This is a genomic window from Shewanella sp. 2_MG-2023, from assembly GCF_030548905.1.
Taxonomy (GTDB): Bacteria; Pseudomonadota; Gammaproteobacteria; order Enterobacterales; family Shewanellaceae; genus Shewanella; species Shewanella electrodiphila.
The window spans coordinates 170,161-194,735 of record NZ_JAUOSO010000012.1; the positions used below are offsets into that span (position 1 = coordinate 170,161).

Sequence of the window (24,575 nt, forward strand, 5' to 3'; positions counted from 1 at the left end):
CTAGGATTAATATCAATGACTAACAGCCATGTGCTCAAGATACAAAGCTCGCAGATTGTTATATGTGCGAGCTTTGTTTATCAAGCCTTTAGATAATTAACCTTAACTAGAGTAAAGCTTTTCTAAATACTCTTGCGCGACTTTGTGCCAAGTAAATCGAACTTCACTGGCAGATTGTCTCATGGCCGAAAACTCATCAGGGTTGTCATTGTGCATGGTTAACGCTTGCTCGAGTACTAATAACAACTGCTGGGCTTGATGTTGTAAATTATTGCCTTCAAATAACCAGCCATTATGTTTATCTGCAATCGTGTCTCTTAGACCACCGACGCCATGGGCAATACACACTTGGCCGTGTTTCATGGCTAATAATTGGCTTATTCCACAAGGCTCAAAACTGCTTGGCATCATAAACAGCTCACCGTATTGATATAGGCTGGTTGATAAACTGTCATCGTAACCGTTAAGAAACACAAAGTTATCGTTGTTTGCAGCGACTTTTTGAAACTCTGCGGCAATTTGTTTATCGCCACTGCCTAAAAGGATAAATATTGCTTTTGGTTTAGCTTGTTTTAGTCGCTGTAAAACAGATTGTAAAATAGAACCTGAATTATCGTTGGCTTGCCTTAGCAATAACACTTTTTGATCGGTTAAACGCCCTACTGATGTCATTAAAAAATCACAGGCTACACTAGGCTTTGATTGTTTTGCCATCAGCATTTGTAAGCGTGTTAAAGCAATTTGATCGACTGCTTTTACATACTCAGATTTACCAATCCACTTAATAACGGCTTGCTGAGAATGTTCAAATACTTGTGCAATTTGTTTGCTGGAAACAGGCTTTACAGATTTAGCGACTTTCGACACTTTGTTTACTTGAGTCAATTGATCATGAGTCGCCTGAGTTTCATAAATACAGCCATTAAGTATGCCGACAACGTCACCTCGATGATGCTTATCCAGCAATGAGCCTTCTAAATCTTCGCCACCAAAAAAACCGTTTTGGTGATCGGATGCCATTAATACTTCATTGGCATAAGTCGGCGAGACTAAATGGACCTTATCACTGAGTTCAATGCCCATTTTCATCGGGTTAATACAATGAGGATAGCGAGGATCACTGATTTGGGTTTTCTGTGCTTGAGTTAATTTCATCGTTAACTCAGGGAACCATGCCGTAAATGAGGACACATCTTCACGAATTGGACGAATGCCCTGTAAGGCTAAATTATGTATAGAAAACACACAAGGTAAGGCTTTAAGCGCTGCATATTCAGATGCAAAGGCACGTAGCATCACTAACATTCCTGCATGCCAATCATGCATATGCAAGATATCAACTGGGGCTATGACTGCATCGATATAAGCTTGCGCTACCACTAAGTTAAATAAGGCAAACTTAGTGGCATCTTCTGCAAACGGACGGTCAGGAGCACCTTCGGTATACACTTGGTTATCTGGGCTATTAAATAAATGATGATCAAACAAATAAACTGAGCTAGTTAACTCAATACTTTTGCCTTGGGAGCTTGTATCTTGCGCGCTATTATCTTGTGTGCTTTTATCTTGCAAATCAGTCGCTGTTAAAAATGGCGCTGGCATTTTGTAGACATCGATTGTTTCAAGATTGGCGCCAAACTTTACCACGACCTTAGCAATAAACTCTGCGTTATTGTCTTTGGCAATGAAACCATAATTAGGCATTGCCACATCAACACACACATCAACTTTGGCGAGTGCTGGTGGTAAGTCACGGATAACATCGGCCATTCCACCTACTTTGGCCCCTTTTATTGCGTCGTTTTCTGCTGCGATCATCAACACTTTTTTCACGTTGCTGGTTACCTTTTCAATATTTAATTTGGAATTCATTACGTCGATAGCGATATCTAGCTAACAAGCGGCTATTTAATGACATAACCGCTCATTGAGTCAGATTTACTCGTAACCTACTGGCAGCCCGAGCATTTTACGGGTGACTAAAGTGATACCTTTTTCAGAGACTCTAAAACCACGGGCTAGGTCTTGCTCGCGGCTGTAACCTATTTCCATGCCCTCAGGTATAACGCAGCCGCGATCAATAATCGCATTCTGGATACGACAGTTTTTAAGCACCACCACATCAGGTAACAGCACTGAATCTTTAACGAATGAATATGAACACACTCTGACTTCATCAAACAGCACACTGCGTTTAACTTTAGCGCCCGAAATAATACAACCACCAGAGACAATAGAATCCACCGCCATACCGCGACGGTCATCATCATCAAAAACAAACTTTGCTGGTGGCAATTGTTCTTGATAAGTCCAAATCGGCCACTTGGCGTCATACAGGTTTAACGCTGGGGTTGGCGAGAGTAATTCCATGTTAGCTTGGAAGAATGAATCTAAGGTGCCTACATCACGCCAATACGCTGGCTCGTCTGGTACTGCACTGGTAAACGGAAATGCAAACACATTGGCTTCTTTAATGATGGCTGGAATAATGTCTTTGCCAAAATCTCGGTCAGAATTCGCGTTGTCAGCATCTTTTCGCAGTTGGTCAAACAAGAATTTAGTATTGAATACATAGTTGCCCATTGAGGCTAAACAGAACTCTTCGTTACCCGGAATCGATTTAGGCAGCTCTGGTTTTTCTTCAAAACCAATCACTCTTTTATCTTCATCCACTTCCATCACACCAAATGAGCCTGCCGCTTCTGGAATTGGGGTTTCTAGGCAACATACTGTCATGTCAGCACCAGATTCAGCATGGGCTGCGAGTAAACCAGCATAATCCATACGATAGACATGGTCGCCAGATAAAATCATCACGTATTTAGGTATTTCATGGCGAATGATATCGATATTTTGAAACACTGCATCGGCGGTGCCTTCATACCAATTTCCTGAGGTTTGCTGCGATGCAGGTAATATCTCTACTGATTCGCCCAGTTCTTTTTTAAAGTGACCCCAACCACGGCTGACATGGCGAATTAACGAATGAGATTTGTATTGGGTAACAACCCCAACACGGCGAATGCCTGAGTTAATGCAATTAGATAATGGAAAATCGATAATGCGGAATTTACCACCAAAATATAAGGCAGGTTTTGCACGCCAATCGGTTAGCTCATGTAAACGAGAACCTCGTCCACCAGCTAAAATAAGCGCATAGGTATCGCGGGTAAGATTACTAATATAACGAACATTCGACATAAATATTAACTCCTAACTGTACGACTTTGGTTAGGGGCTGCAACTTGTAGAAAACGCATTTCTAGCAAGCTAACAAGCCCTTTAGCTATCTGATGATTATTTGGCTAGCCAAATTTCGTCTCGATATGCACTAATAGTGTTGTCACTTGAAAAACGTCCGCTTGCGGCAGTATTTCGAATACTCATTTGAGTCCAATGCTGTTGATCAGCATATGCTTTAGACACTTGGTCTTGGGCGACTTTATAAGCTTCAAAATCTGCTGCGATCATCCATTGATCAAAAGGATCTTCAATAGCATGAATAATGCTGTCGAAAATGCCCGGTTCCACTAAATTGAAATGACCACTTTTCAGCATGGTTAATACTTGCTGTAGAGCGGTCGATTGTTGAATAAATTGTTGAGGGTTATAGTTTGTTTTAAGTTGGCTGACCTGGTCTGCATTAAGACCAAAGAGGAAAAAGTTTTCTTCCCCTACTTCTTCAAGCATCTCGATATTGGCGCCATCTAATGTGCCAATGGTCATCGCACCGTTCATCATAAATTTCATGTTGCCAGTACCTGACGCTTCTTTACCTGCTGTTGATATTTGCTCAGATAAATCAGTACCAGGACAGATTTTTTCCATAGCGCTAACGTTGTAATTTGGCAAGAAAGCAAAACGCAGATAAGGCGTAACGACGGGATCTGAATTCACCATATGCGCGACATTGTTGGCTAATTTGATAATTTGCTTGGCCATGGCGTAACCAGGAGCAGCTTTACCACCAATAAGCACACAACGAGGCTGTAGGCCTTCGGTATCACCCGCTACAATACGTTGGTATAAATGGATGACATGCAGAATATTTAATAACTGTCTTTTGTACTCATGTATCCTTTTTACCTGCACATCAAACATCATTGCAGGGTCAAACGACACATTGCATTCTTCAAGGACTAACTTGGCTAAATCGACCTTGTTGTCGAATTTCACTTGTTGCCACTGTTTCATAAACGCTTTGTCATCAGTGAACGCATTTAATGCTGTCAACTGGGTTAAATCCGTCACCCATTGCTCACCTAAACGGCGATTTAATAAATCAGCTAGCCTAGGATTACAGTGAGCAAGCCAGCGTCTTGGCGTTACGCCGTTGGTTTTGTTATTAAACTTTTGTGGCCACAATTGATAAAAGTCTTTAAACAAACCTTTTTTCAGTAAATCAGTATGCAGACCAGCAACCCCATTCACCGAAAAGCTTGCCACAATCGCTAAATAAGCCATTCGCACATGAGGCTCTGGTCCTTCTTCAATAATCGACATACTGGCAAGTTTATGGTTATCACCAGGCCATTGATGCGCGACTTCTTCAAGATAGCGCGCATTGATTTCGTAAATTATGTCTAAAATCCGCGGTAGCATGTTTTTCAACATACGCACTGGCCAGCGTTCAAGTGCTTCAGGTAATAAAGTGTGATTGGTATAAGCAACGCTTTTTGAAGTGATGTCCCATGCTTGATCCCAAGCTAAGCCATAATTATCCATCAATAGGCGCATCATCTCAGGGACTGCAATACTAGGATGGGTATCATTAAGCTGCATAACGTTTAGTTCACTAAAGCGGCTAAAGTCTTGGCCGAATACTGTAATGTAGCGTTGTAAAATATCTTGCAGACTGGCTGATGATAAAAAGTATTGTTGCCTTAATCGTAACTCTTTACCGTTTTCACTTGCATCGTTGGGGTAAAGCACCATGGTAATTTGTTCGGCTAAGTTTTTACGGGCTACCGCTTCGGTATAATCACCATCATTAAACTCGGCTAAATCAAAGTCATCGGTGGCTTCAGCTTTCCATAACCGCAAAGTATTGATACGGCCATTTTTAAACCCTGGCACTGGCATATCATGTGGAACAGCTTGAACATCTTGGGTATCAACCCACACATAGTGCCGGTGACCTTCAGGATCGACATAAGATTCTGTATGACCAAAAAAAGGCACTGTAATGGCATGGTTTGCCATTCTCACTTCCCATGGGTTGCCTTCACGTAACCAGCGATCAGGTTGCTCTACCTGATAACCATCAACCAATTTTTGTTTGAACATGCCATATTCATAACGAATACCGTAGCCCACAACTGATAAATCTAAATTGGCACAACTGTCTAAAAAGCATGCCGCTAAACGCCCTAAACCTCCGTTACCTAAGCCTGCATCTAACTCCGCTTCTTGCAGGGTTTCTAAATTGGCTGAATAATCCGTTAATGCATCGTTAGTCTCTTGGGTTAAATCTAAACTGAGTAAGGCATTGCCTAAAGTACGCCCCATTAAGAACTCTAACGATAAGTAGGCTATTTGTTTTTGCTGATACTGGTTATCTTTTAACCGAGTTTCACGCCATTGGGGTAATAGTTGTGATTTAACTGTTGAAGCAAGCGCACTATAAATATCGTTCACGGCTTGTTCATCGCGGCACAATGCCCCATGAAACTGGCGTTCAAATGTTGCAGCTAAGGTATCGCATGGGTCACAATCAGTGATTTTTGCATTAGCTGTGTTCTTGTTGGCGACCGGCTTTTTAGCGGCGCGTTTCGCCGTTTTAGCTTTGGTCTTAGCGACAGGCTTTTGTTTCACTTCTTCGGCATTATTCACAGCAGATAAATTGTCCGCCGAGGCTACATTAGTTGCTGGCGTTTTTCCTTTAGTCACAGTCATCGATAAAACTCCTTTATTACCCGCTTAATTTAAATGTTAATTTCGAAAATCATTCGATAAAAATTTCAATTAATTCATTTATATAGATGTTTATTCGTTTTGCTGTTCACATGCATGGAATAACATTAAGCTTCTGCCTAACAAGGTCAGTTGATAGCTGCATGCATAACTCGGTTCTACAACTTGTTCTGATGCGCCATCATCTATGGTTGTAACAGCGACTTTGACTTTGTTTTTCGCCAACAAGCTTTCAATATCACTATTAGCAAGTTGCTGCGTGTTGATTAACGGTTGCCAGTGGCTAAAACCTTCAATAATCGGCAAAACAAATTGTTGTGATTGCTCATCGGCATTAAGCAGTAGTAATAAGGCTTGAGGGTGTTGATAAGGCGGTAAGGTTTCGCACGTTAATACCACCGCTAATGTGCGCGCTTCAAACTCGCTCCACTGACGCTTGGCCATGGGTTCGCCGTGTCGGCTATACCAGATAAATCCATTGTCATTTTGATCTTCTGGCTGATGTATAAATTCGCGATGACATAAGGCAGGGAAACGTTTACGTAATTTGATTAGTTCGGCGGTAAACTCGACCAATGGCCAATCGATATTTTGCCAATCAATCCAACAAATACGATTATCTTGGCAGTAAGCATTATTGTTACCTTGTTGGCTATGCCCCATTTCATCGCCACTTAATAACATTGGCACGCCTTGGGATAGCATTAATGTGGTGAGAAGGTTTCGCTGCTGACGTGAACGAATTTGAAGAATATCACCGTCATCCGTTTGCCCTTCTACGCCATAGTTATGGCTGAGGTTTTCATGATGACCATCACGATTATCCTCGCCATTATCTAGATTATGACGTTGCTGATAACTCACCACATCATGCAAAGTAAAACCATCATGGCTGGTGATAAAATTAATACTGGCTGAGGGACTGCGGCCATGATGTTCAAAAAAGTCACCCGAACCATGAAAGCGTCTAGCAAATTCTGGCAACATGCCATTATCACCACGCCAAAATCGTCTCATAGTATCGCGATATCTATCGTTCCATTCACTGAAAGCAATAGGATAATTACCCAATTGGTAGCCTCCAGGACCTATATCCCAGGGTTCTGCAATCAGTTTCACTTGGCATAGCACTGGATCTTGAGATATCGCATCAAAAAAACCACAACCTGGGTCAAAACCATAGGTTTCACGGCCTAAGCAACTGGCTAAATCAAATCTAAATCCATCCACTCCCATGACCTCAACCCAATAACGTAGTGAGTCCATGATCAGCTGTAATACTTGCGGATGATTGGAGTTAAACGTATTTCCGCAACCCGTATCGTTAATGTATAAACGTTGATCGTTTGACACTAAGCGGTAATAACTGGCGTTATCAATTCCGCGAAAGCTTAACGTTGGGCCTAGGCGATTACCTTCTGCCGTATGGTTATAAACTACATCCAAAATGACTTCGATATTCGCTTCATGGAAAGCATCCACCATGTCTCGAAACTCAGTGATACTGTCACCACTGAGATAACTTGGATTGGGTGCAAAAAAACCAATACTGTTATAGCCCCAGTAATTACTTAGGTTTTTTTCAATCAAGAAGGGTTCATTGAAAAAACTTTGTACAGGTAATAGTTCAATGCAATTAACCCCCAGTTGAGATAAATATTGAATTGAGCTTTTTGATGCAAGACCTGCGAAGGTTCCCTTAATTTCATCGTCAACCTCATGGTTCAAGACACTAAAGCCTTTCACATGTGTTTCATAAATAATGGTTTGCTCTAAAGGAATGTTTGGACGCTTTATCGTTTTTTGCTTTAATGCACGATCGTCTATTACCACACATTTAGGCATAAAACTCGCATTATCAATATCGCAAAAAGACAGGTCGGACTCGCTACTGTCTAGTGCATACCCGTAATTTGCATCATTGGGTTCAAGCTCACCTAGCAGTTGTTTTGCATATGGGTCGAGCAATAATTTATGGTGATTAAATCGATGTCCAAGCATCGGCTGGTAAGGGCCGTAAACGCGATAGCCATATAAAGTCCCTGCTGTCAGTCCTTCAAGATAACCGTGCCAAATCTGTCTGGTTTTTTGCGGTAGGACAAACTGTTGCTCATTCAAACCATATTGGTCGAAAATACAAAGCACCACCTTGGTTGCATGAGCTGAAAATAATGAAAAGTTAACCCCATTATCATCCACAGATGAACCCAATGGATAAGGACTACCAGTTGCTACACTCTCTAAAAGTTGTTGAGATTTAGCATATGACATGACTAATCCTCATCCAGCACATTATTTGAGTTAACGGCTAACACAACACAAGCTAACGGTGGCACAGTGATCACACCACTGCCTTTCATTCCCTGCCAGGCTTCCTTATCGTAAGCAATGACACTATTGGTCACATCACTGCCACCATAACAATGACTATCACTGTTAAGCACTTCGACATAATCTTGCTCAAGTGGTAATCCAACACGAAAATGATGATGCACTTGTGGGGTCATATTAATGATGAAGACTAAATGTTCATCGGTTGATTTTGCATAACGTACAAAGCTAAACACACTGTGTTGACTGTTATCACAGTCGAGCCATTGAAAGCCGGTGGTTTGATGATCTAATTCGTACATACAAGGATATTGCAGATAGAGGTTATTTAAATCCCTCACCCAATCTTGCATGCCTTGATGTGGTGCATATTGCAGTAAATGCCAATCTAAACTTTGGTTATGGTTCCACTCATCACGTTGAGCAAACTCAGACCCCATAAAGATTAACTTCTTACCTGGTTGGCCCCACATTAAGCCAAAGTATGCCCGTAATGTGGCAAATTTTTGCCAATCATCACCTGGGATTTTGTGTAGCAGCGAGCCTTTACCATGTACCACTTCATCATGGCTGACGGATAATATAAATTGCTCGGTGTATGCATAAACCAGTGCAAAGGTCAGTTCATGATGGTGATGACTTCGATAAATGGGATCGCGTTTTAAATAGCTTAAGCTGTCATTCATCCAGCCCATGTTCCATTTAAACCCAAAGCCTAAGCCGCCATTTTCAGTGGAGTTAGTTACCCCAGGCCACGCCGTCGACTCTTCAGCAATCATGGCCACGCCTGGATATGATGCATAAATCCGTTCATTCAATAATTTCAAGAATTCGATGGCTTGAATGTTTTCACGACCACCATATTCATTAGGTAACCATTGCCCTGAATCTCGGCTGTAATCTAAATACAGCATCGATGACACGGCATCTAAACGCAGTCCGTCGAAATGAAACTCTTCTAACCAATAACACGCGTTACTGAGCAAAAAACTTTGTACTTCACCGCGACCATAGTTGTAAATCAAAGTGTCCCAATCAGGGTGTTCCCCTTGACGTGGATCTTCGTGTTCATACAAGCAGCTACCATCAAACTTTGATAAACCATGGGGATCTTTTGGAAAGTGTGCAGGTACCCAATCCAGCAAAACACCAATATCACGGGCATGACAGGCGTCAATAAAGGCTTTCAAACCGACAGGATCACCAAATCTATAAGTCGCTGCATACAAACCTACGGGCTGATACCCCCATGATCCGTCAAATGGGTATTCACTAATGGGCATCAATTGAAGATGGGTAAAACCCATTTGTTCAATATAAGGTATGAGTTGGTCTATTAAGTCTTGATAGTTTAAATATTCATCACCCCATTCACCTTTACGTTTCCACGAGGCTAGTTGAACTTCATAGGTCGACATTGGTGCATGATGTAATTGTGTATCGCCACGCTGTGTAAGCCAGCGATTGTCATTCCATTGATAATCACTTTTTGCAGGAATAACTGAAGAGTTGCCTGGTGCAGATTGCATTTGTACTGCATATGGATCCGCTTTTTCAACCTGTTCACCATATTGATTGGTAATTTGATACTTATAAAATTGCCCAGCACTGGCATGGGGTAAAAAGATTTCCCATATACCGTTACTTGGATGAAAACGCATAACATGCTGCCTGCCATCCCAGTGATTAACATCGCCGACCAAAGACACACGCTTAGCATTGGGCGCCCAGACGCAAAAATGTACTCCTTCAACGCCTTGCGTTTGGCGCCAGTTTGCACCTAGAAACTGATAACTCTTTTGCTGCTTTCCCTCAGCAAATAAATACACATCATCTGGGTTTATTAGCGAGCTAAATTGATAAGGATCGATAATGGTTTCAACGCTCATTGGATAAGTGACTTTTAGGCTATACAAAAAAGGCTTTACCCTTCGTCCCATCACGCCAGCAAATAAACCTTGATCGTCTATCTGGGCAAGTTCAGCCACTTTTTTACCGTCTTTCAAACTCATCACTTCAACGGCAATCGCGCCTTTAATGAAACAACGCACCAATAATGACTTACCATTTTCAGCCTTATGCATACCTAAGAGTGAAAACACATCGGTATAGTCACCGCTTAAAATTGCGATATCAGATCCATGATTAAAATAAGGGGCATTAGTCGTCATTGTTTATTGCTCCATGTAAAAGTTAATTTGTTACTGTCGCCCTACTACTTGCACTTAATGGTTAGCAACAGTCTTAATAAGTTGGATTTGTTGGTCGTTACATCAAAATGTTATTCAATTGAACCTGCCGATAGCGAACAGGATTCTGCAAGTGCAGATTCCTTGCAATGACGAGCACGATTAACAATATGAAGTTTTTGCTTCACATCTTCTGAGTCCATTATTTGCTCTAAACTCTGTGACAACCTGCGCCGCCAGTTAGGATATTCTTTCCAAGTTCCTGGGATATTTATCGGCTTAACTTCATTAATAAGATCGTCAAGTTGAACGCTATACAACATGGATTCACCGGATGCTGTAAGTGATAACCATGCATGAATAAGCGCGGGTTGATTGATATCTTCTAAAGTGATGTGTGACGGTAAAAAGTGCTTTGATTTAAGCAAATCTAATAATTGCAGTTTCTCATTAAGCCTGTCGTTCAACGCGTTATATTTCTGCTCAGTGTCAGTTAAACCAAGTTGTTGCCTTAACTGAATGTCGTCGCCATTCCACCAAGCTGACAGTGTTGGTACATCATGATTTGCTAACATCATCAAACTATGTGGTTTATAAAATTCAGGCGGTGTAAACCCATGGTAATTTTTTGTGAAGTAGAACAGTTCGTTAGAAAAGATTTTAGCTTTTGATAAGTTTTGAACAATCTCAGGTGGAACAATGCCTAAGTCTTCACCAATTAATAAACATTGCGCTCGCTGACTTTCGAGACATAGAATCGCCAATAACGTATCTAGTGGATAATAAACATAAGCACCATTACCGAGATGAGTATCTGTAGGCCACCACCATAAACGTAATAACCCCATCACATGATCAATCCGTAACCCACCGCAAGACTCCATATTACAGCGAATGAGCGTAATAAAATGCTGGTAACTTTGCTGCTGAAGGTTAATGGGATCAAGTGGGGTTAGCCCCCAATTCTGCCCTTGTGGCGCGAAAGGATCTGGCGGCGCGCCGATATTCGCTTGCTGGCAAAAATAGCTAGCATTTTGCTGTACCTCAGAACCCGTTGGAGATGCCCCAACAGCCATGTCCCTGACTAAGCCAATCTGCATGCCGACAGATTTAGCTTTTAACTGACATAAAGCTAATTGTTCTGCAGCCACAAACTGTAAGTAACAAATAAAATCAGCTTCATAGCTAACATTAATATGATGAGGTTCAGCTGCTGGGCTGTTATTGGATAAAGCTAATTGATGATCGACAAATTGACTTAAAGCTTCTCCCTGTTGCTTTTTAAATTGAGTGAATTGTTTAAATCGCTTTGAACGTTTCGAGCTATTTTTAGTGATAAATACGTCAAACAATAATCGATAGATTGAATACTTAACTTGATAAACAGCCGAGTAATTGAGTAGCTCTTCATTGAATAAATTCGTTTTTTTATTATCAAATTCATCAGACTGGATTATGGCCGCGATACTTGCGTATTCGTCTACTGATTCAATGTGGATATATAAAGGATTCAATCGACGGCGATCATCAGGGCTGTACGGGCTGACACTATCGGGTAAACCTAAAGCATGCAGCGGATTTAATAATATAAAATCAGCACCTTGTTCAGCTGAATAATCAATTAGCTTTTGCAAGTCGTTAAAGTCACCAATGCCCCATTGACTGTGACTCTTAATGCTATAAAGCTGCGTGCTTATTCCCCAAGGTTTACTGGCATCAACTCCATTTGTGTTTACATGAGCACTTGAACCTAGCTTGGAAGCTGAATGAGCTTTTAAATGCGTTGTTAATTCCGACTCTTGATGCTCAACAGTGCCACAATATGCACTGCGCGGCGCAAGCATAAATATGCCAGTATATGTTTGGGTGTAATTATCTGATTCGGTGGTTAAACTGATTTGATGATAACCAAGACCCACTGGCATATTAGATTCAAGATTTAACCGATATTGGTATTTGAAGTACTTAATTGAATCAAGTTGATAATCACCAACAATGGATAGCTGATGACTATGCACTTGAAAACGATAAACATCACCTTGTTCGCTAATGATTTCAACCCGCAATTGCCCGATAAATGATTCAGGAAAAAATACTTCCACTACCGGTTCATCAACATTGCTCCACTGAAAATGATGCAAAGGAATTAGCCATGGCTTTACGTCAAGTTCATAAATCCGTTGCTCAATATAAGCATCACTGAAACTCTGTTTATTCGGATCTTTATCTAAATAACCCAAACACATTGATTTTAGAATTCCATTTCTATCTTCAGGGCAAATGTGAATATTGTTGCCAAAGCAATCAATAAATTCAGCCCCTACGCCTTGCAAATACAGTAACTTTTCCAGTCCCATATTTGTCTTCCTCGCGAATAACATAACTGGTTAATAACTCAGCACTAACCATGCCAGTAAAACATCACAGTTTAACTACAGTGATATTTCATTAAGGTGACAAGTTAATTTACATGTATTCAGCAACTTACAGCCAGTAAAAACCCAAGCTTACATTTTGACCGTTTGAATTTAATCATGAATGTATTGGTGCAGATAGTATTTTGGTGCAAAAAACGCACAAGCAATGTGCATCACAAATCACTGAAACAATATAAGAAAGGTGCTACCAGAGATGTTTTATATATGATGCTTTCAAAGCAACAATCTCTTATGATGGGCTTAAATAATAAATAATAAGTAATAAGTAATAAGTAATTAATACTGTTACACAACCAACGGGGGAATAAATGAACGCCACTCAATTCAATGTACATTTTTCTCTTCAAAGCCTAGCTAGCGAAATAACCTCTGCACCGATTAATAGAAGCTTACGAAAGGCTGCTGTACTAGTGCCGTTAATGGAAGTTGATGGACAGTTACAAATATTACTGACTCGACGTGCACTGCATTTAAGAGCGCACCCAGGACAATATAGCTTTCCTGGCGGTAAAGTAGATGATGCAGATAACAGCATGATTGAAACCGCGCTTAGAGAAGCTGACGAAGAAATTGGTTTAACTGCTGATAATGTTACCGTTATTGGTAACTTCCCTCCTCACGCCACTTTTACCGGTTTTGAAGTAACACCGATTGTCGGAATAATAAAACAACCTTTTGATATCATATTAGATCCAGGTGAAGTGTCTGAAACCTTTTGGGTGCCACTACAATACTTCTTTAACGCGAGTAATCGATATACTTTTAGTTTTATGCGAAACGGCAATGATTTTGATGTGCATTATATGCCGTACAAAGGAAAGTTTATTTGGGGAGTGACGGCAGCAATTATTGATTTACTGTGCCGTCATATTGATTTACAGCATTTAAAATAATTTAGCTTATATTACGTAACGAATATAAAACCCCGCAGCAAGAGAAACCAGTAGTAACAAAGGAATATTGACCCAGTATTCTATCTTTCGTGACGTTTGCGCGTAATAGTTAACTGCTAGGTTCACTAAGCTTATCCCTGCACACCACCAAATTAAGTACTCTAATTTGATTGTTAAGTCAGGATCCCAATTAAAGCGTACTTCAACACCTTTGCTCATATAATAGCCAACAGCTCTGTCGGGTCTTGCTTCACCAAACACGATAAGCGCGTAAACAGCTAATGCCCAACCAGTAATGGATAGCACAGTTAATATAAATTGCAGAACTTTGGTTTTGGACATTTAACCACCTACATCAATTAGATGATAATAAAATATACTCTTTGTTCATACGCTTACAAGCATAAATTAAGATCAATTTTAGTCGTTTAAAGATGATTTACCCCATTAAACAGTCGATATTGTTAAAAGTTAGCTAATAATCTTGTTATAAGGGCTTTTTCGGCTTGTGAAAAGCCGATATCAAGGTAATATAAAGCACTTATTTTTATCATTGATCCATTGGAGAACTAAGCAACAATGAGCATTACATCTGTCGCTTCTGTATTTAAAGGTGACTTCGCGATTGGTTCGCAAGTTACAGTACGTGGTTGGGTTCGATCTCGCCGCGATTCTAAAGCTGGTATTTCATTCCTAGCTGTTTATGACGGTTCATGTTTTGATCCTATTCAAGGCGTAGTACCGAATAATTTAGATAATTATACTGAAGAAGTGCTTAAGCTTACTGCTGGTTGTTCAGTGATCATGACTGGTGAAGTCGTTGAGTCTCCAGGTAAAGGTCAAGCATTTGAAATGCAAGTCACCAAGGTTGAAGTAACAGGTTTTGTTGAAGATCCTGATACTTATCCTATGGCAGCTAAGCGTCACTCTATCGAGTACCTTCGCGAACTTGCTCATTTACGTCCTCGCACTAACATTATTGGTGCCGTTGCCCGTGTACGTAACTGTTTATCTCAAGCTATCCATCGTTTTTATAACGAACAGGGTTACATTTGGGTTTCTACCCCATTAATCACTGCTTCAGATACTGAAGGTGCTGGTGAAATGTTCCGTGTATCAACATTAGACATGGAAAACTTACCGCGCACAGATAAAGGTGCTGTCGATTTTTCTGAAGATTTCTTCGGTAAAGAATCATTCCTAACGGTTTCTGGTCAGTTAAACGCTGAAACATATGCGTGTGCACTGTCTAAAGTGTATACCTTTGGCCCAACATTCCGCGCAGAAAACTCAAACACGAGTCGTCATTTAGCTGAGTTCTGGATGGTTGAACCTGAAGTCGCATTTGCTGACTTAGATGATGCTGCAAAATTAGCTGAAGACATGCTTAAGTATTGTTTCCGCGCAGTATTAGAAGAACGTCGTGACGATTTAGAGTTCTTTGCACAACGTGTTGAGAAAACAGCAATCGAGCGTTTAGAAGCATTCGTAACCAGTGACTTTGCTCAAATTGATTACACTGACGCAATCGAAATTCTTAAAGCGTGTGATAAGAAATTTGAATTTGACGTTGAATGGGGTATCGATTTACATTCTGAGCATGAGCGTTACCTTGCTGAAGAACATTTTAAAGCCCCTGTTGTGGTTAAAAACTACCCGAAAGACATTAAAGCATTCTACATGCGCTTGAATGACGATGGTAAAACAGTGGCAGCAATGGACGTACTTGCACCTGGTATCGGTGAAATTATTGGCGGCGCACAACGTGAAGAACGTTTAGACGTACTTGATGCGCGTTTAGCTGAAATGGAATTAGACCAAGAAGATTACTGGTGGTACCGTGATCTGCGTCGTTATGGCACAGTCCCTCACGCAGGCTTCGGTTTAGGTTTTGAACGTTTAGTATCTTACGTTACAGGCGTAAGCAATATCCGTGACGTGATCCCATTCCCACGTGCACCAAAATCTGCAAACTTCTAAATCAACCCTCTGGTTCGAGAGGTCATTGATTTAAAAAACGCGCTTTAGGCGCGTTTTTTTATGTCTATAAATCCAGCACCTTCACATCAAAAATAATCACCTATAACAAACTTTACTCATCAACACCCTCTGCAACAATATATAACCATGGGTTTAGCTATCAATTTAAATCATCCATAAATAAAAGCTAATTCTCTGTTTACACCCTAAGACCTTATTAACAAAGTTTTTGTTGATACGATTTTACTATTGAAAACTTGTTTGCGACTTAACTGCATAGTCATAATAAATGCCATATAATGATTGTTATAACCAAATCAATAATATCGAGCGAATAATGGAAGTCGAACTACTTGAAATTCGAAACTTCATCCGCCAGTACCCACCTTTTGATCAACTGCCTGAGCAAGCGTTAATCGAAGTGTCTAAAAGCGTCGAAATCTCTTACTATCGTTCTGACAGTATGGTGATTGAATTTGAAGATAAGATTCATGATCTGTATATGATCCGTAGCGGCATAGTAGAAATATACCGCCGTAAAGGTGAACTCTATAATCGACTCGATCAAGGTGGTTTGTTTGGACAGCTTGGCTTATTGACCAACAATAAAGTTCGTTACCCTGCAAAAGCAGTTAAAGACACGCTGCTTTATTGCATTCCCGAAAATATTTTTGAAGAGTTTTGTGAACGTTACGATGTCTTTGCTGACTTTGTTGAAGTTGAAGGCAGTATTCGATTACAGCAAGCTGTTGAGGATAATAGTGATGATGCTAACTCTCTCACTACATCTAAAGTAAAAACCATTCTGAGTGCTGAACCTGTGATGTTGTCTAATACAACATCAATTCAAGATGTTGCCAGGATTATGACCAATGAGAATGTGTCAGCAGCCATCATTAATGATCCAAGCCTCACAGATGAAGGCGGAAACAGTTTTGTCGGCATCATTACCGTTCGCGATCTATGTGCAAAAGTCATTGCTGAAGGCTTAGACGTTGACACGCCAGTGGGCGAAGTGATGTCTACCGAGCTCATATCGTTAGATCATAATGCCTATATTTTTGAAGCCATGCTATTAATGCTTCGTTACAACGTTCACCATCTACCGATTTTAAAAAACAGGCAACCTATCGGCTTAATTGAAGTCACCGATATTATTCGATATGAATCTCAAAACAGTTTGCTAATAGTCAGCAGTATTTTTCAGCAAAACAGCATTGAAGATTTAACTGTATTGTCTCAGCAAAACAGTGCTTGTTTTGTCCGTATGGTTAACGAGGATGCTAACTCGCATATGGTCGGTCGTGCAATGTCAGAAATTGGCCGTAGCTTTAAGCAACGCCTCCTTGAATTAGCTGAAGAAAAGTTTGGTCCACCACCTGTGCCCTACTGTTTTCTTGCACTGGGTTCAATGGCGCGTGATGAACAATTAATCGTCACCGATCAAGATAATGCCATTATCCTCGACAATGATTATCAAGAATCACTACACGGTGAATATTTTGAAAACCTGGCTAACTATGTATGTGATGGCCTAGCGGCTTGTGGATATACATATTGCACTGGCGATATTATGGCGACTAACCCTGAATACCGTAAAACTCAATCTCAATGGGAAGATTGCTTTGCTGACTGGATTGAAAATCCGAACCCTCAGGCTTTATTAAATTGTTCTATTTTCTTCGATTTGTATGGCGTGTATGGCAGACCTAAATGGGCTGAACAATTAAATGCCTTCATTCTAAGAAAAGCGAAAAAAAATAACCGCTTTTTAGCCTGCCTTGCTCGAAATGCGTTAAACCGTACTCCGCCATTAGGCTTCTTTAAAGATTTCGTCATGGAAAAAGATGGTCGTCATAACAATTCGATCAACTTAAAAAGACGTGGCACAGCCCCACTGGCTGATTTAATTCGTGTTCACGCACTGGCGATTGGCTCTCAATCGCAAAACTCTTTCGATAGACTGGAAGACATTATAGAAGCCGGGATCCTTCCTGCTACCAAAGGCAAAGATTTACAACATGCCATGGAGTTCATTTCATTAGTTCGCATTCGTCATCAGGCATTAGATATTGAGGCAGAACAAGAACCTGATAACAATATTGAACCTGAAAACATGTCTGAATTTGAAAGGCGTAATCTTAAAGATGCATTTTTGGTATTAAGCAGCGCGCAGAACTTTTTAAAATTCCGCTACACTGCAAACAGTATGCAGGGGTAAACAATGCGTAATTTCACCAATCAAGAAGTCTTAAACTGGGAAGCGTTTTTACAAATAAAAGCCAAAGAAAGCAAAGATAAACGCTTAACAAATTTTTATGATGTCGGCACATATCATGCTGAAACACTCCTCAAAGATATTGAGTTTGTTGCGCTAGACTTTGAAACTACCGGGTTGGATGCTGACCAAAATAGCATCATCAGTATTGGGTTGGTGCCATTTACGTTGAACCGAATCGCACTAAGACATGCAAAGCATTGGTTTGTTACCCCTGAGGATAAACTGCAAGAAAACTCTATTATCATTCATGGTATCACTCACTCTGACTTAAAAGGGGCACCTGACTTACTGCGTATTTTAGAGCAATTATTAGATGAACTTGCGGGTAAAATTGTTGTAGTGCATTACCGTCGAATAGAACGTGATTTTTTTGATGCCGCACTGCGTTCATTGATTAATGAAGGAATCGTATTTCCCGTCGTTGACACCATGCAAATAGAAGCTGAAGTGCAGCAAAACAAACCTAAAGGCTTTTTAGATTGGTTTAAGCATAAGCGACCTGAATCCATTCGATTGGGAAGTACGAGAATTCGTTATAACCTGCCGACTTATCCACCACATGATGCGCTAACAGATGCCATTGCCACAGCTGAGTTATTGCAAGCGCAGATTTATCATCACTATAGCGCGGAAACTCCGATAAAAAAATTGTGGATTTAACGCTGTAAAGCTGTGCTATATCAAATAAAAAAGGCACCTTAATTAAGGTGCCTTTTGCATTATTCTAATAATGTACATTCTCAATACATAATGTCGATAGCAGAACAGGAACTTAACGCTTTTCTGTTCTTAATCCCATTATTAAACTGATACACATTACCAGCAGAATGATGGTAAATGGTAATGCTGTCGAAATTGCACCAGCTTGTAATGCTTCTATCGCCTCAGTACCACCAACCCAAACTAGCGCTGCAGCAATCGCGCCTTCAACTAAAGCCCAAAACACGCGTTGCGGTGCAGGTGCATCGACTTTACCACCAGAGGTAATACTGTCGATAACCAATGAACCTGAATCCGAAGATGTCACAAAGAATATTAACACTAAGATGACAGCTAGCATTGATAGGATGTTGCCTAAAGGCAATTGATCAAACATTTGGAACATGGCTAAAGGAACATCTGTCAGTCCTTTTTCACCTAGCGTACCAATGTTATTCACCACTTGATCAATACCAACGCCACCAAATACAGACATCCATAATATCGTTACCACTGTCGGTGCAATTAGCACGGCAGTCATAAACTCACGAATCGTACGACCTCGTGAAATACGCGCGATAAACATACCAACAAATGGGGACCATGAAATCCACCACGCCCAATAGAAAACAGTCCAACCATGCATCCAGGCTTCGTCTTCGCGACCGATAGGATTACTTAATGGAATGATATTCTTAATGTAGCCCATAACAGTCGTAGGGATTGTTCCCATTGCTACTGCAAAGCTCACTAAAGCAACAAATACCACTAAGATAAGCGCGAGCAGCATATTGACATTACTGATGACTTTAACGCCGCCATCAATACCGCGCATTACCGAAACAACTGCAATTAAGGTCACTGCAAAGATAATCGCTATTTGCAGGGTTAAGCCGTTTTCCATACCAAATACATGATGGAAACCACTAGCAGCTTGTTGTGCCCCTAAGCCAAGCGATGTTGCTAAACCAAACAAGGTTGCGATAACAGCCAAAATATCAACAACATGCCCAGGCCAACCCCAAGTGCGGTCACCCAAAATCGGATAAAACACTGAACGCATCGACAGCGGTAAACCTTTGTTGTAAGCAAAAAATGCTAACGATAATGACACTACACCATAGATTGCCCACGGGTGAAGTCCCCAGTGGAACATAGTCGCACCCAGTGCGAGCTCTTTAGCTTCAGCAGTATTGGCTGCGACATTAAGTGGCGTTTCATACCATCCAGTAAAATAAGCTACAGGTTCAGCAACGGCCCAAAACATCAGCCCGATCCCCATACCAGCAGCAAATAACATAGCAACCCAAGATAACCTAGAATAGTCAGTCTTGGCCTCGGCTCCGCCCAAACGGATTTTACCGTAAGGCGAAATAATCATTGCTAAACAAAACAATACGAAGATATTGGCTGACCACATAAATAAACCGTCGAAAGCACCAATAATTTGCCATTTGATGCCGTCTAAAACAGATTTAGATGTTTCTGGTTCCACCAACAAGATAGCGATGATGAACAGACCAATTAAGGAAGCGCTGATACCAAAAACAGGGTTATGTACATCAAAACCCCATTTTTGAATGTTATCTTGACCGACGGTGTAATCAGTATTGTCGATACTGTATTTATCTTTATTAGTGTTCATTGATCCTCGTTTAGAAGAACTTTCATTCGGAAAATGTCATTATATTTTACGCTATTAAGCGATTTTTTACAGTCGCAGCCGTAAAGCAATCACGTTTAATGTCTCGTTTTTAAGCTAAGATTAGATTAGACATCCTTAACAAAAGTGGTGAAACAACCCGCAAAATAAAAACACTCATTTTCGAATGTGAAGTTAATACCTTCAAAGTATTCTGATATTAAAAGATAAAAAAAGCTTAGCATAATTGCTAAGCTTTTATTGTTTCAAACAGGATTGTCTGTAAGTTTATCGATAATAAACTAACTGTTAAGAATAATTTGTTCCCGCAGGCTTTTCACTTGGTCACGCACTGCAGCTGCTTGTTCAAACTCAAGATCGCGCGCATGTTGATGCATCTGCTTTTCTAGTGCATCAATTTGCTGCGATAATTCAGCAACACTCTGTACTTTAGTATCGGTTTTATATTGTGTTTCTTTTTCAGCCACTTTACCAAAAGCAGTGTATTTGTGTTTACTGTTACCACGATGAGGATCGCCCAAGTCCATCACATCTGTGACTTTTTTCGTCACCCCTTTTGGTGTTTGGCCTAATTTCAAATTATGCGCATGCTGCTTTTCACGGCGACGTTCTGTTTCTCCAATCGCTTTTTCCATTGACTTAGTGACTTTGTCAGCGTACAGAATAACTTTACCATTAACATTACGTGCAGCGCGGCCAATAGTTTGGATAAGTGAACGTTCAGAACGTAAAAAACCTTCCTTATCTGCATCTAAAATACACACTAACGACACTTCTGGCATATCTAAGCCTTCGCGAAGCAAGTTAATTCCAACCAGAACATCAAAGTGACCTAGTCGTAAATCTCGTATCACTTCTACACGTTCAACGGTATCAATATCAGAATGTAAATAACGGACCTTAACGCCATGCTCATCCAGGTATTCGGTTAAATCCTCAGACATACGCTTGGTTAACGTTGTAATAAGTACCCTTTCATTAACGGCAACACGTTTTGGGATTTCAGAAAGCAAATCATCGACTTGAATAGCTACGGGACGAATTTCTATTTCTGGATCAAGTAAACCAGTCGGTCTAACAACTTGTTCAGCAATTTCACCATCACTTTGCTCAAACTCATAATCACTTGGGGTTGCAGATACAAATACCGTTTGTGGCATTAACTGCTCAAACTCTTCAAATTTAAGTGGTCTGTTGTCTAATGCTGAGGGTAAACGGAAACCATATTCAACAAGTGTTGTTTTACGGCTACGGTCACCTTTGTACATTGCGCCAATTTGAGGCACGGTAACGTGGGATTCATCAATAATTAATAAACCATTTGCAGGTAAATAATCTAATAATGTTGGAGGTCCATCGCCTTGTGAGCGACCAGATAAATATCGAGAGTAGTTTTCGATACCTGAGCAATAACCTAACTCGACCATCATCTCAATATCATATTGCACACGTTCTGAAATACGTTGAGCCTCAATCAGTTTATTGTTATCTAATAGCTCTTTACGACGTTCACGCAATTCTTCTTTTATATGCTCTGTCGCTTCGATGATTTTCTCTCTAGGAGTAACATAGTGGCTCTTAGGGTACACCGTAGTGCGAGCTAAGCGTTTAGTGACATGACCTGTTAATGGATCAAACTCACTGAGTTGCTCAATTTCATCATCAAATAACTCAACTCTGACCGCATCGCGTTCTGATTCAGCAGGAAAAATATCAATTACTTCACCACGAACACGAAACGTACCGCGCTGTAGGTCGATATCATTGCGGGTATATTGCAGCTCACCTAAACGAGTAATAATGTCGCGCTGCCCCATCATGTCACCTTGACGTAGATGTAATAGCATCTTCATATATAGCTCAGGATCGCCCAAGCCATAGATAGCCGACACAGACGCGATTAATACCACATCTTTACGCTCTAGCAGTGCTTTAGTCGCAGAAAGGCGCATTTGCTCAATATGAGCGTTAACTGAAGCATCTTTTTCGATGAAGGTATTAGAGGCTGGAACATAGGCTTCTGGCTGATAGTAATCATAATAAGACACAAAATATTCAACGGCATTATTCGGAAAGAACTCTTTCATCTCGCCATATAATTGTGCAGCCAATGTCTTATTGGGGGCCATAATGATTGTCGGACGACCTAAGGTCTGGATTAAATTAGCAACGGTAAATGTTTTACCTGAACCGGTTACACCTAATAAGGTTTGCTTAGCGACACCGGCTTCTAGCCCATCGACCAGCTGTTTTATCGCCGTAGGCTGATCACCAGCGGGAGAGTAATCTGAAACAAGATTGAAAACCGGTTCTTTCACGTCTAAGCATCCTATAAAAATGATAAACCATTTTATACTGAACCTGCCGAACATTGCGACCCAAAAGCTTTATAAACCCAGCCAAACAATCACAGATACAAGAATTTGCATAGTTGAAAACTACTTTTCGTCTGGGACACGTTGATTGCTAATTGCATATGACTTGCAAATGACTTGCACATGAGTTGCATTTATCATCAGTTGATAATTTGTTACTTTTAAAACAGCCATCATATATAACAAACACCAAAAATGGTTTGATAAATGAAAAAGCGATCCCAAATGATTTAGCTGCATATCAGTCAATCATTACAGTTTGACGAACAAAACATGAAATTATGCTACAACAGCGCCAAAAGCTTAAAACTGTCGATAAAAGCGCCAAAAACCTCATTTCTATGGCAATTTAATACACAATAGCGCGTACACATATACTACATTAACCATCACTAAATAATCCGCGCAAATAAAAATCTATTGCATTTTGTAACACCTTGATTAGTTTTATGATTTTCAATTTGTTGATTCAGAGCATAATTTAACTTCTAGTCAATGCTCATAAGGGCTTCAGAGGGTATTTTAAGAGTAACTCACAGGCTTATCCACAGATTTAGTGGATAACTCACTCTAGCCCAATATTACTGGGGTGTTAGGGTAAACAGAAATTAATAAAACAGTAAAAAAAGATACATGAAATAAAATTACATTTGTAAGTCTGCTGACATGAATACATCATTTTGATTGAAACGGGGTATCGGCAATGACCTGCTCGTACTCGTAATTCGATCTCATTATTAATAAGCCGATCTACATTAAAATTAAAACAAAGGCTGCCATTTTCTTTACATAAAATTCCGCAAACAACATTATTGTTTGCTGTTTATGCGCGAGTAGTGACATTAACCAAGCTTGGGCAGTAGTGTGCTTATGATGAAATAGTGAGTAGCATCACATTGCCAATTTTAACTTAGCTCTGATTGATTCCATTAAAAGCTTTAATCCATAAATCACTATCTCTTTTTTATCCCTCAACTAATAATCTTCCAAGGCTAGAACACTACATATGAACAACTAGGAGCAACTAGGAGTAACTAGGAGTAACTAGGAGTAACTAGGAGTAATTAGGGAAACTAGGAGTGATGAATACCAGCAAATCTATTTAATCAACCCACGTGTAAATGGCGTAACGTAGATGTGACCGTTATCAAAGCCATCACCCACTACAAATTTAGCAGCATATATAAGTAACCTGAATACAGATGGCTAATGTTAATAAGCCAACGTAGATAACGATGCTTAATGAGTTAACCTTAAAAAGAGCAGGTTTTTAAGCTTAGCCAAAAGATCTATGATTTTAGCGCTCATAGCTGAAAAACTGTTTATAAAGCGTTAGCCGCTTATATGATCGATTAGCTTGATAGGCGCGTAAAAAGACTTGTATCAGAAAGATAAACAAATATTTTGTAGAAAATGAATTTAGCGTCATTCAAATGATGTATATGTATAGAACTGCGTATAGCATCAGTCTATATGGGATTAAATAGTGATTGTTAATGACTAAATCGCTCAATTAACCTGTTTAGGATTAAAGTTGATAAGTAAAATGATAAAGCCATTAAATCGTTACTAATCAATTTACTTGTGAAAAAACACTCATTATGATGAATTATAAGCCACGATGGGTATTAGATGAGCAGTTAACATCAATTTTTCAATTTTTTTTATATCTCGAGTTGACTGATCGTTCAGGGCGTTTTACTATGCGCTCCGTTCTCAGCAATACATTGCTAAAACGATTCCCCTGTAGTTCAGTTGGTAGAACGGCGGACTGTTAATCCGTATGTCACTGGTTCGAGTCCAGTCCGGGGAG

General features: G+C 40.2%; 13 protein-coding genes and 1 tRNA gene. 5 read left to right on the plus strand and 9 right to left on the minus strand.

Features of this window, described 5'->3' with window-relative positions; genetic code table 11:
* Window positions 1-102: 102 nt before the first annotated feature.
* The 6 genes from Q4600_RS13545 to malQ all read right to left on the minus strand — a co-directional run bounded on the left by Q4600_RS13545 (window position 103) and on the right by malQ (window position 12,790).
* A complete protein-coding gene (locus tag Q4600_RS13545; RefSeq protein WP_303516938.1) occupies window positions 103-1,818 on the minus strand; it encodes a glycogen synthase in 1,716 nt (571 codons plus the stop codon).
* 120 nt (window positions 1,819-1,938) lie between these two features.
* Window positions 1,939-3,201 (minus strand): glucose-1-phosphate adenylyltransferase, encoded by a 1,263-nt coding sequence (glgC, locus tag Q4600_RS13550; RefSeq protein ID WP_303516915.1) that lies wholly within the window; start codon window positions 3,199-3,201, stop codon window positions 1,939-1,941.
* Window positions 3,202-3,297: 96 nt separating this feature from the next.
* Window positions 3,298-5,895 carry a glycogen/starch/alpha-glucan phosphorylase gene (locus Q4600_RS13555; protein WP_303516917.1) on the minus strand — a complete coding sequence of 866 codons (2,598 nt, stop codon included), beginning with the start codon at window positions 5,893-5,895 and terminating at the stop codon, window positions 3,298-3,300.
* Between the two features lie 90 nt (window positions 5,896-5,985).
* Window positions 5,986-8,184, minus strand: coding sequence for a glycogen debranching protein GlgX (glgX, locus tag Q4600_RS13560; RefSeq protein WP_303516919.1), 2,199 nt, complete (start codon window positions 8,182-8,184; stop codon window positions 5,986-5,988).
* A gap of 2 nt (window positions 8,185-8,186) precedes the next feature.
* Window positions 8,187-10,415 (minus strand): 1,4-alpha-glucan branching protein GlgB, encoded by a 2,229-nt coding sequence (glgB, locus tag Q4600_RS13565; protein ID WP_303516921.1) that lies wholly within the window; start codon window positions 10,413-10,415, stop codon window positions 8,187-8,189.
* Window positions 10,416-10,525: 110 nt separating this feature from the next.
* The gene (malQ, locus tag Q4600_RS13570; protein WP_303516923.1) at window positions 10,526-12,790 is read right to left on the minus strand and encodes a 4-alpha-glucanotransferase; all 2,265 of its coding nucleotides are present in this window, start codon (window positions 12,788-12,790) and stop codon (window positions 10,526-10,528) included.
* 389 nt (window positions 12,791-13,179) lie between these two features.
* Between malQ and Q4600_RS13575 the strand changes: the two genes are divergently transcribed.
* Entirely contained in the window at window positions 13,180-13,764 is a 585-nt protein-coding gene (locus Q4600_RS13575; protein WP_248955276.1) for a CoA pyrophosphatase, read from the plus strand.
* A 6-nt stretch (window positions 13,765-13,770) separates the two neighbouring features.
* Here the strand turns inward: Q4600_RS13575 and Q4600_RS13580 are convergent, their stop codons facing one another.
* Window positions 13,771-14,106: a hypothetical protein gene (locus Q4600_RS13580; protein ID WP_102527532.1), complete on the minus strand. Its 336-nt coding sequence runs from the start codon at window positions 14,104-14,106 to the stop codon at window positions 13,771-13,773.
* Between the two features lie 237 nt (window positions 14,107-14,343).
* On the opposite strand from Q4600_RS13580, the gene asnS reads away from it, so the two are divergent.
* From asnS to Q4600_RS13595, 3 genes are all read left to right on the plus strand, one after another.
* Window positions 14,344-15,744, plus strand: coding sequence for an asparagine--tRNA ligase (gene asnS / locus Q4600_RS13585; RefSeq protein WP_102527533.1), 1,401 nt, complete (start codon window positions 14,344-14,346; stop codon window positions 15,742-15,744).
* 337 nt (window positions 15,745-16,081) lie between these two features.
* Entirely contained in the window at window positions 16,082-17,965 is a 1,884-nt protein-coding gene (locus Q4600_RS13590) for a DUF294 nucleotidyltransferase-like domain-containing protein (protein WP_303516926.1), read from the plus strand.
* A gap of 3 nt (window positions 17,966-17,968) precedes the next feature.
* Window positions 17,969-18,685: a 3'-5' exonuclease gene (locus Q4600_RS13595; protein ID WP_102527535.1), complete on the plus strand. Its 717-nt coding sequence runs from the start codon at window positions 17,969-17,971 to the stop codon at window positions 18,683-18,685.
* A 112-nt stretch (window positions 18,686-18,797) separates the two neighbouring features.
* Here the strand turns inward: Q4600_RS13595 and Q4600_RS13600 are convergent, their stop codons facing one another.
* Both Q4600_RS13600 and uvrB read right to left on the minus strand, forming a co-directional pair.
* Window positions 18,798-20,369 (minus strand): BCCT family transporter, encoded by a 1,572-nt coding sequence (locus tag Q4600_RS13600; RefSeq protein ID WP_102527536.1) that lies wholly within the window; start codon window positions 20,367-20,369, stop codon window positions 18,798-18,800.
* Window positions 20,370-20,668: 299 nt separating this feature from the next.
* On the minus strand, window positions 20,669-22,705 hold the full coding sequence (gene uvrB / locus Q4600_RS13605) for an excinuclease ABC subunit UvrB (protein ID WP_102527537.1): 2,037 nt from the start codon (window positions 22,703-22,705) through the stop codon (window positions 20,669-20,671).
* 1,797 nt (window positions 22,706-24,502) lie between these two features.
* Between uvrB and Q4600_RS13610 the strand changes: the two genes are divergently transcribed.
* Window positions 24,503-24,575, plus strand: a tRNA-Asn gene (locus Q4600_RS13610).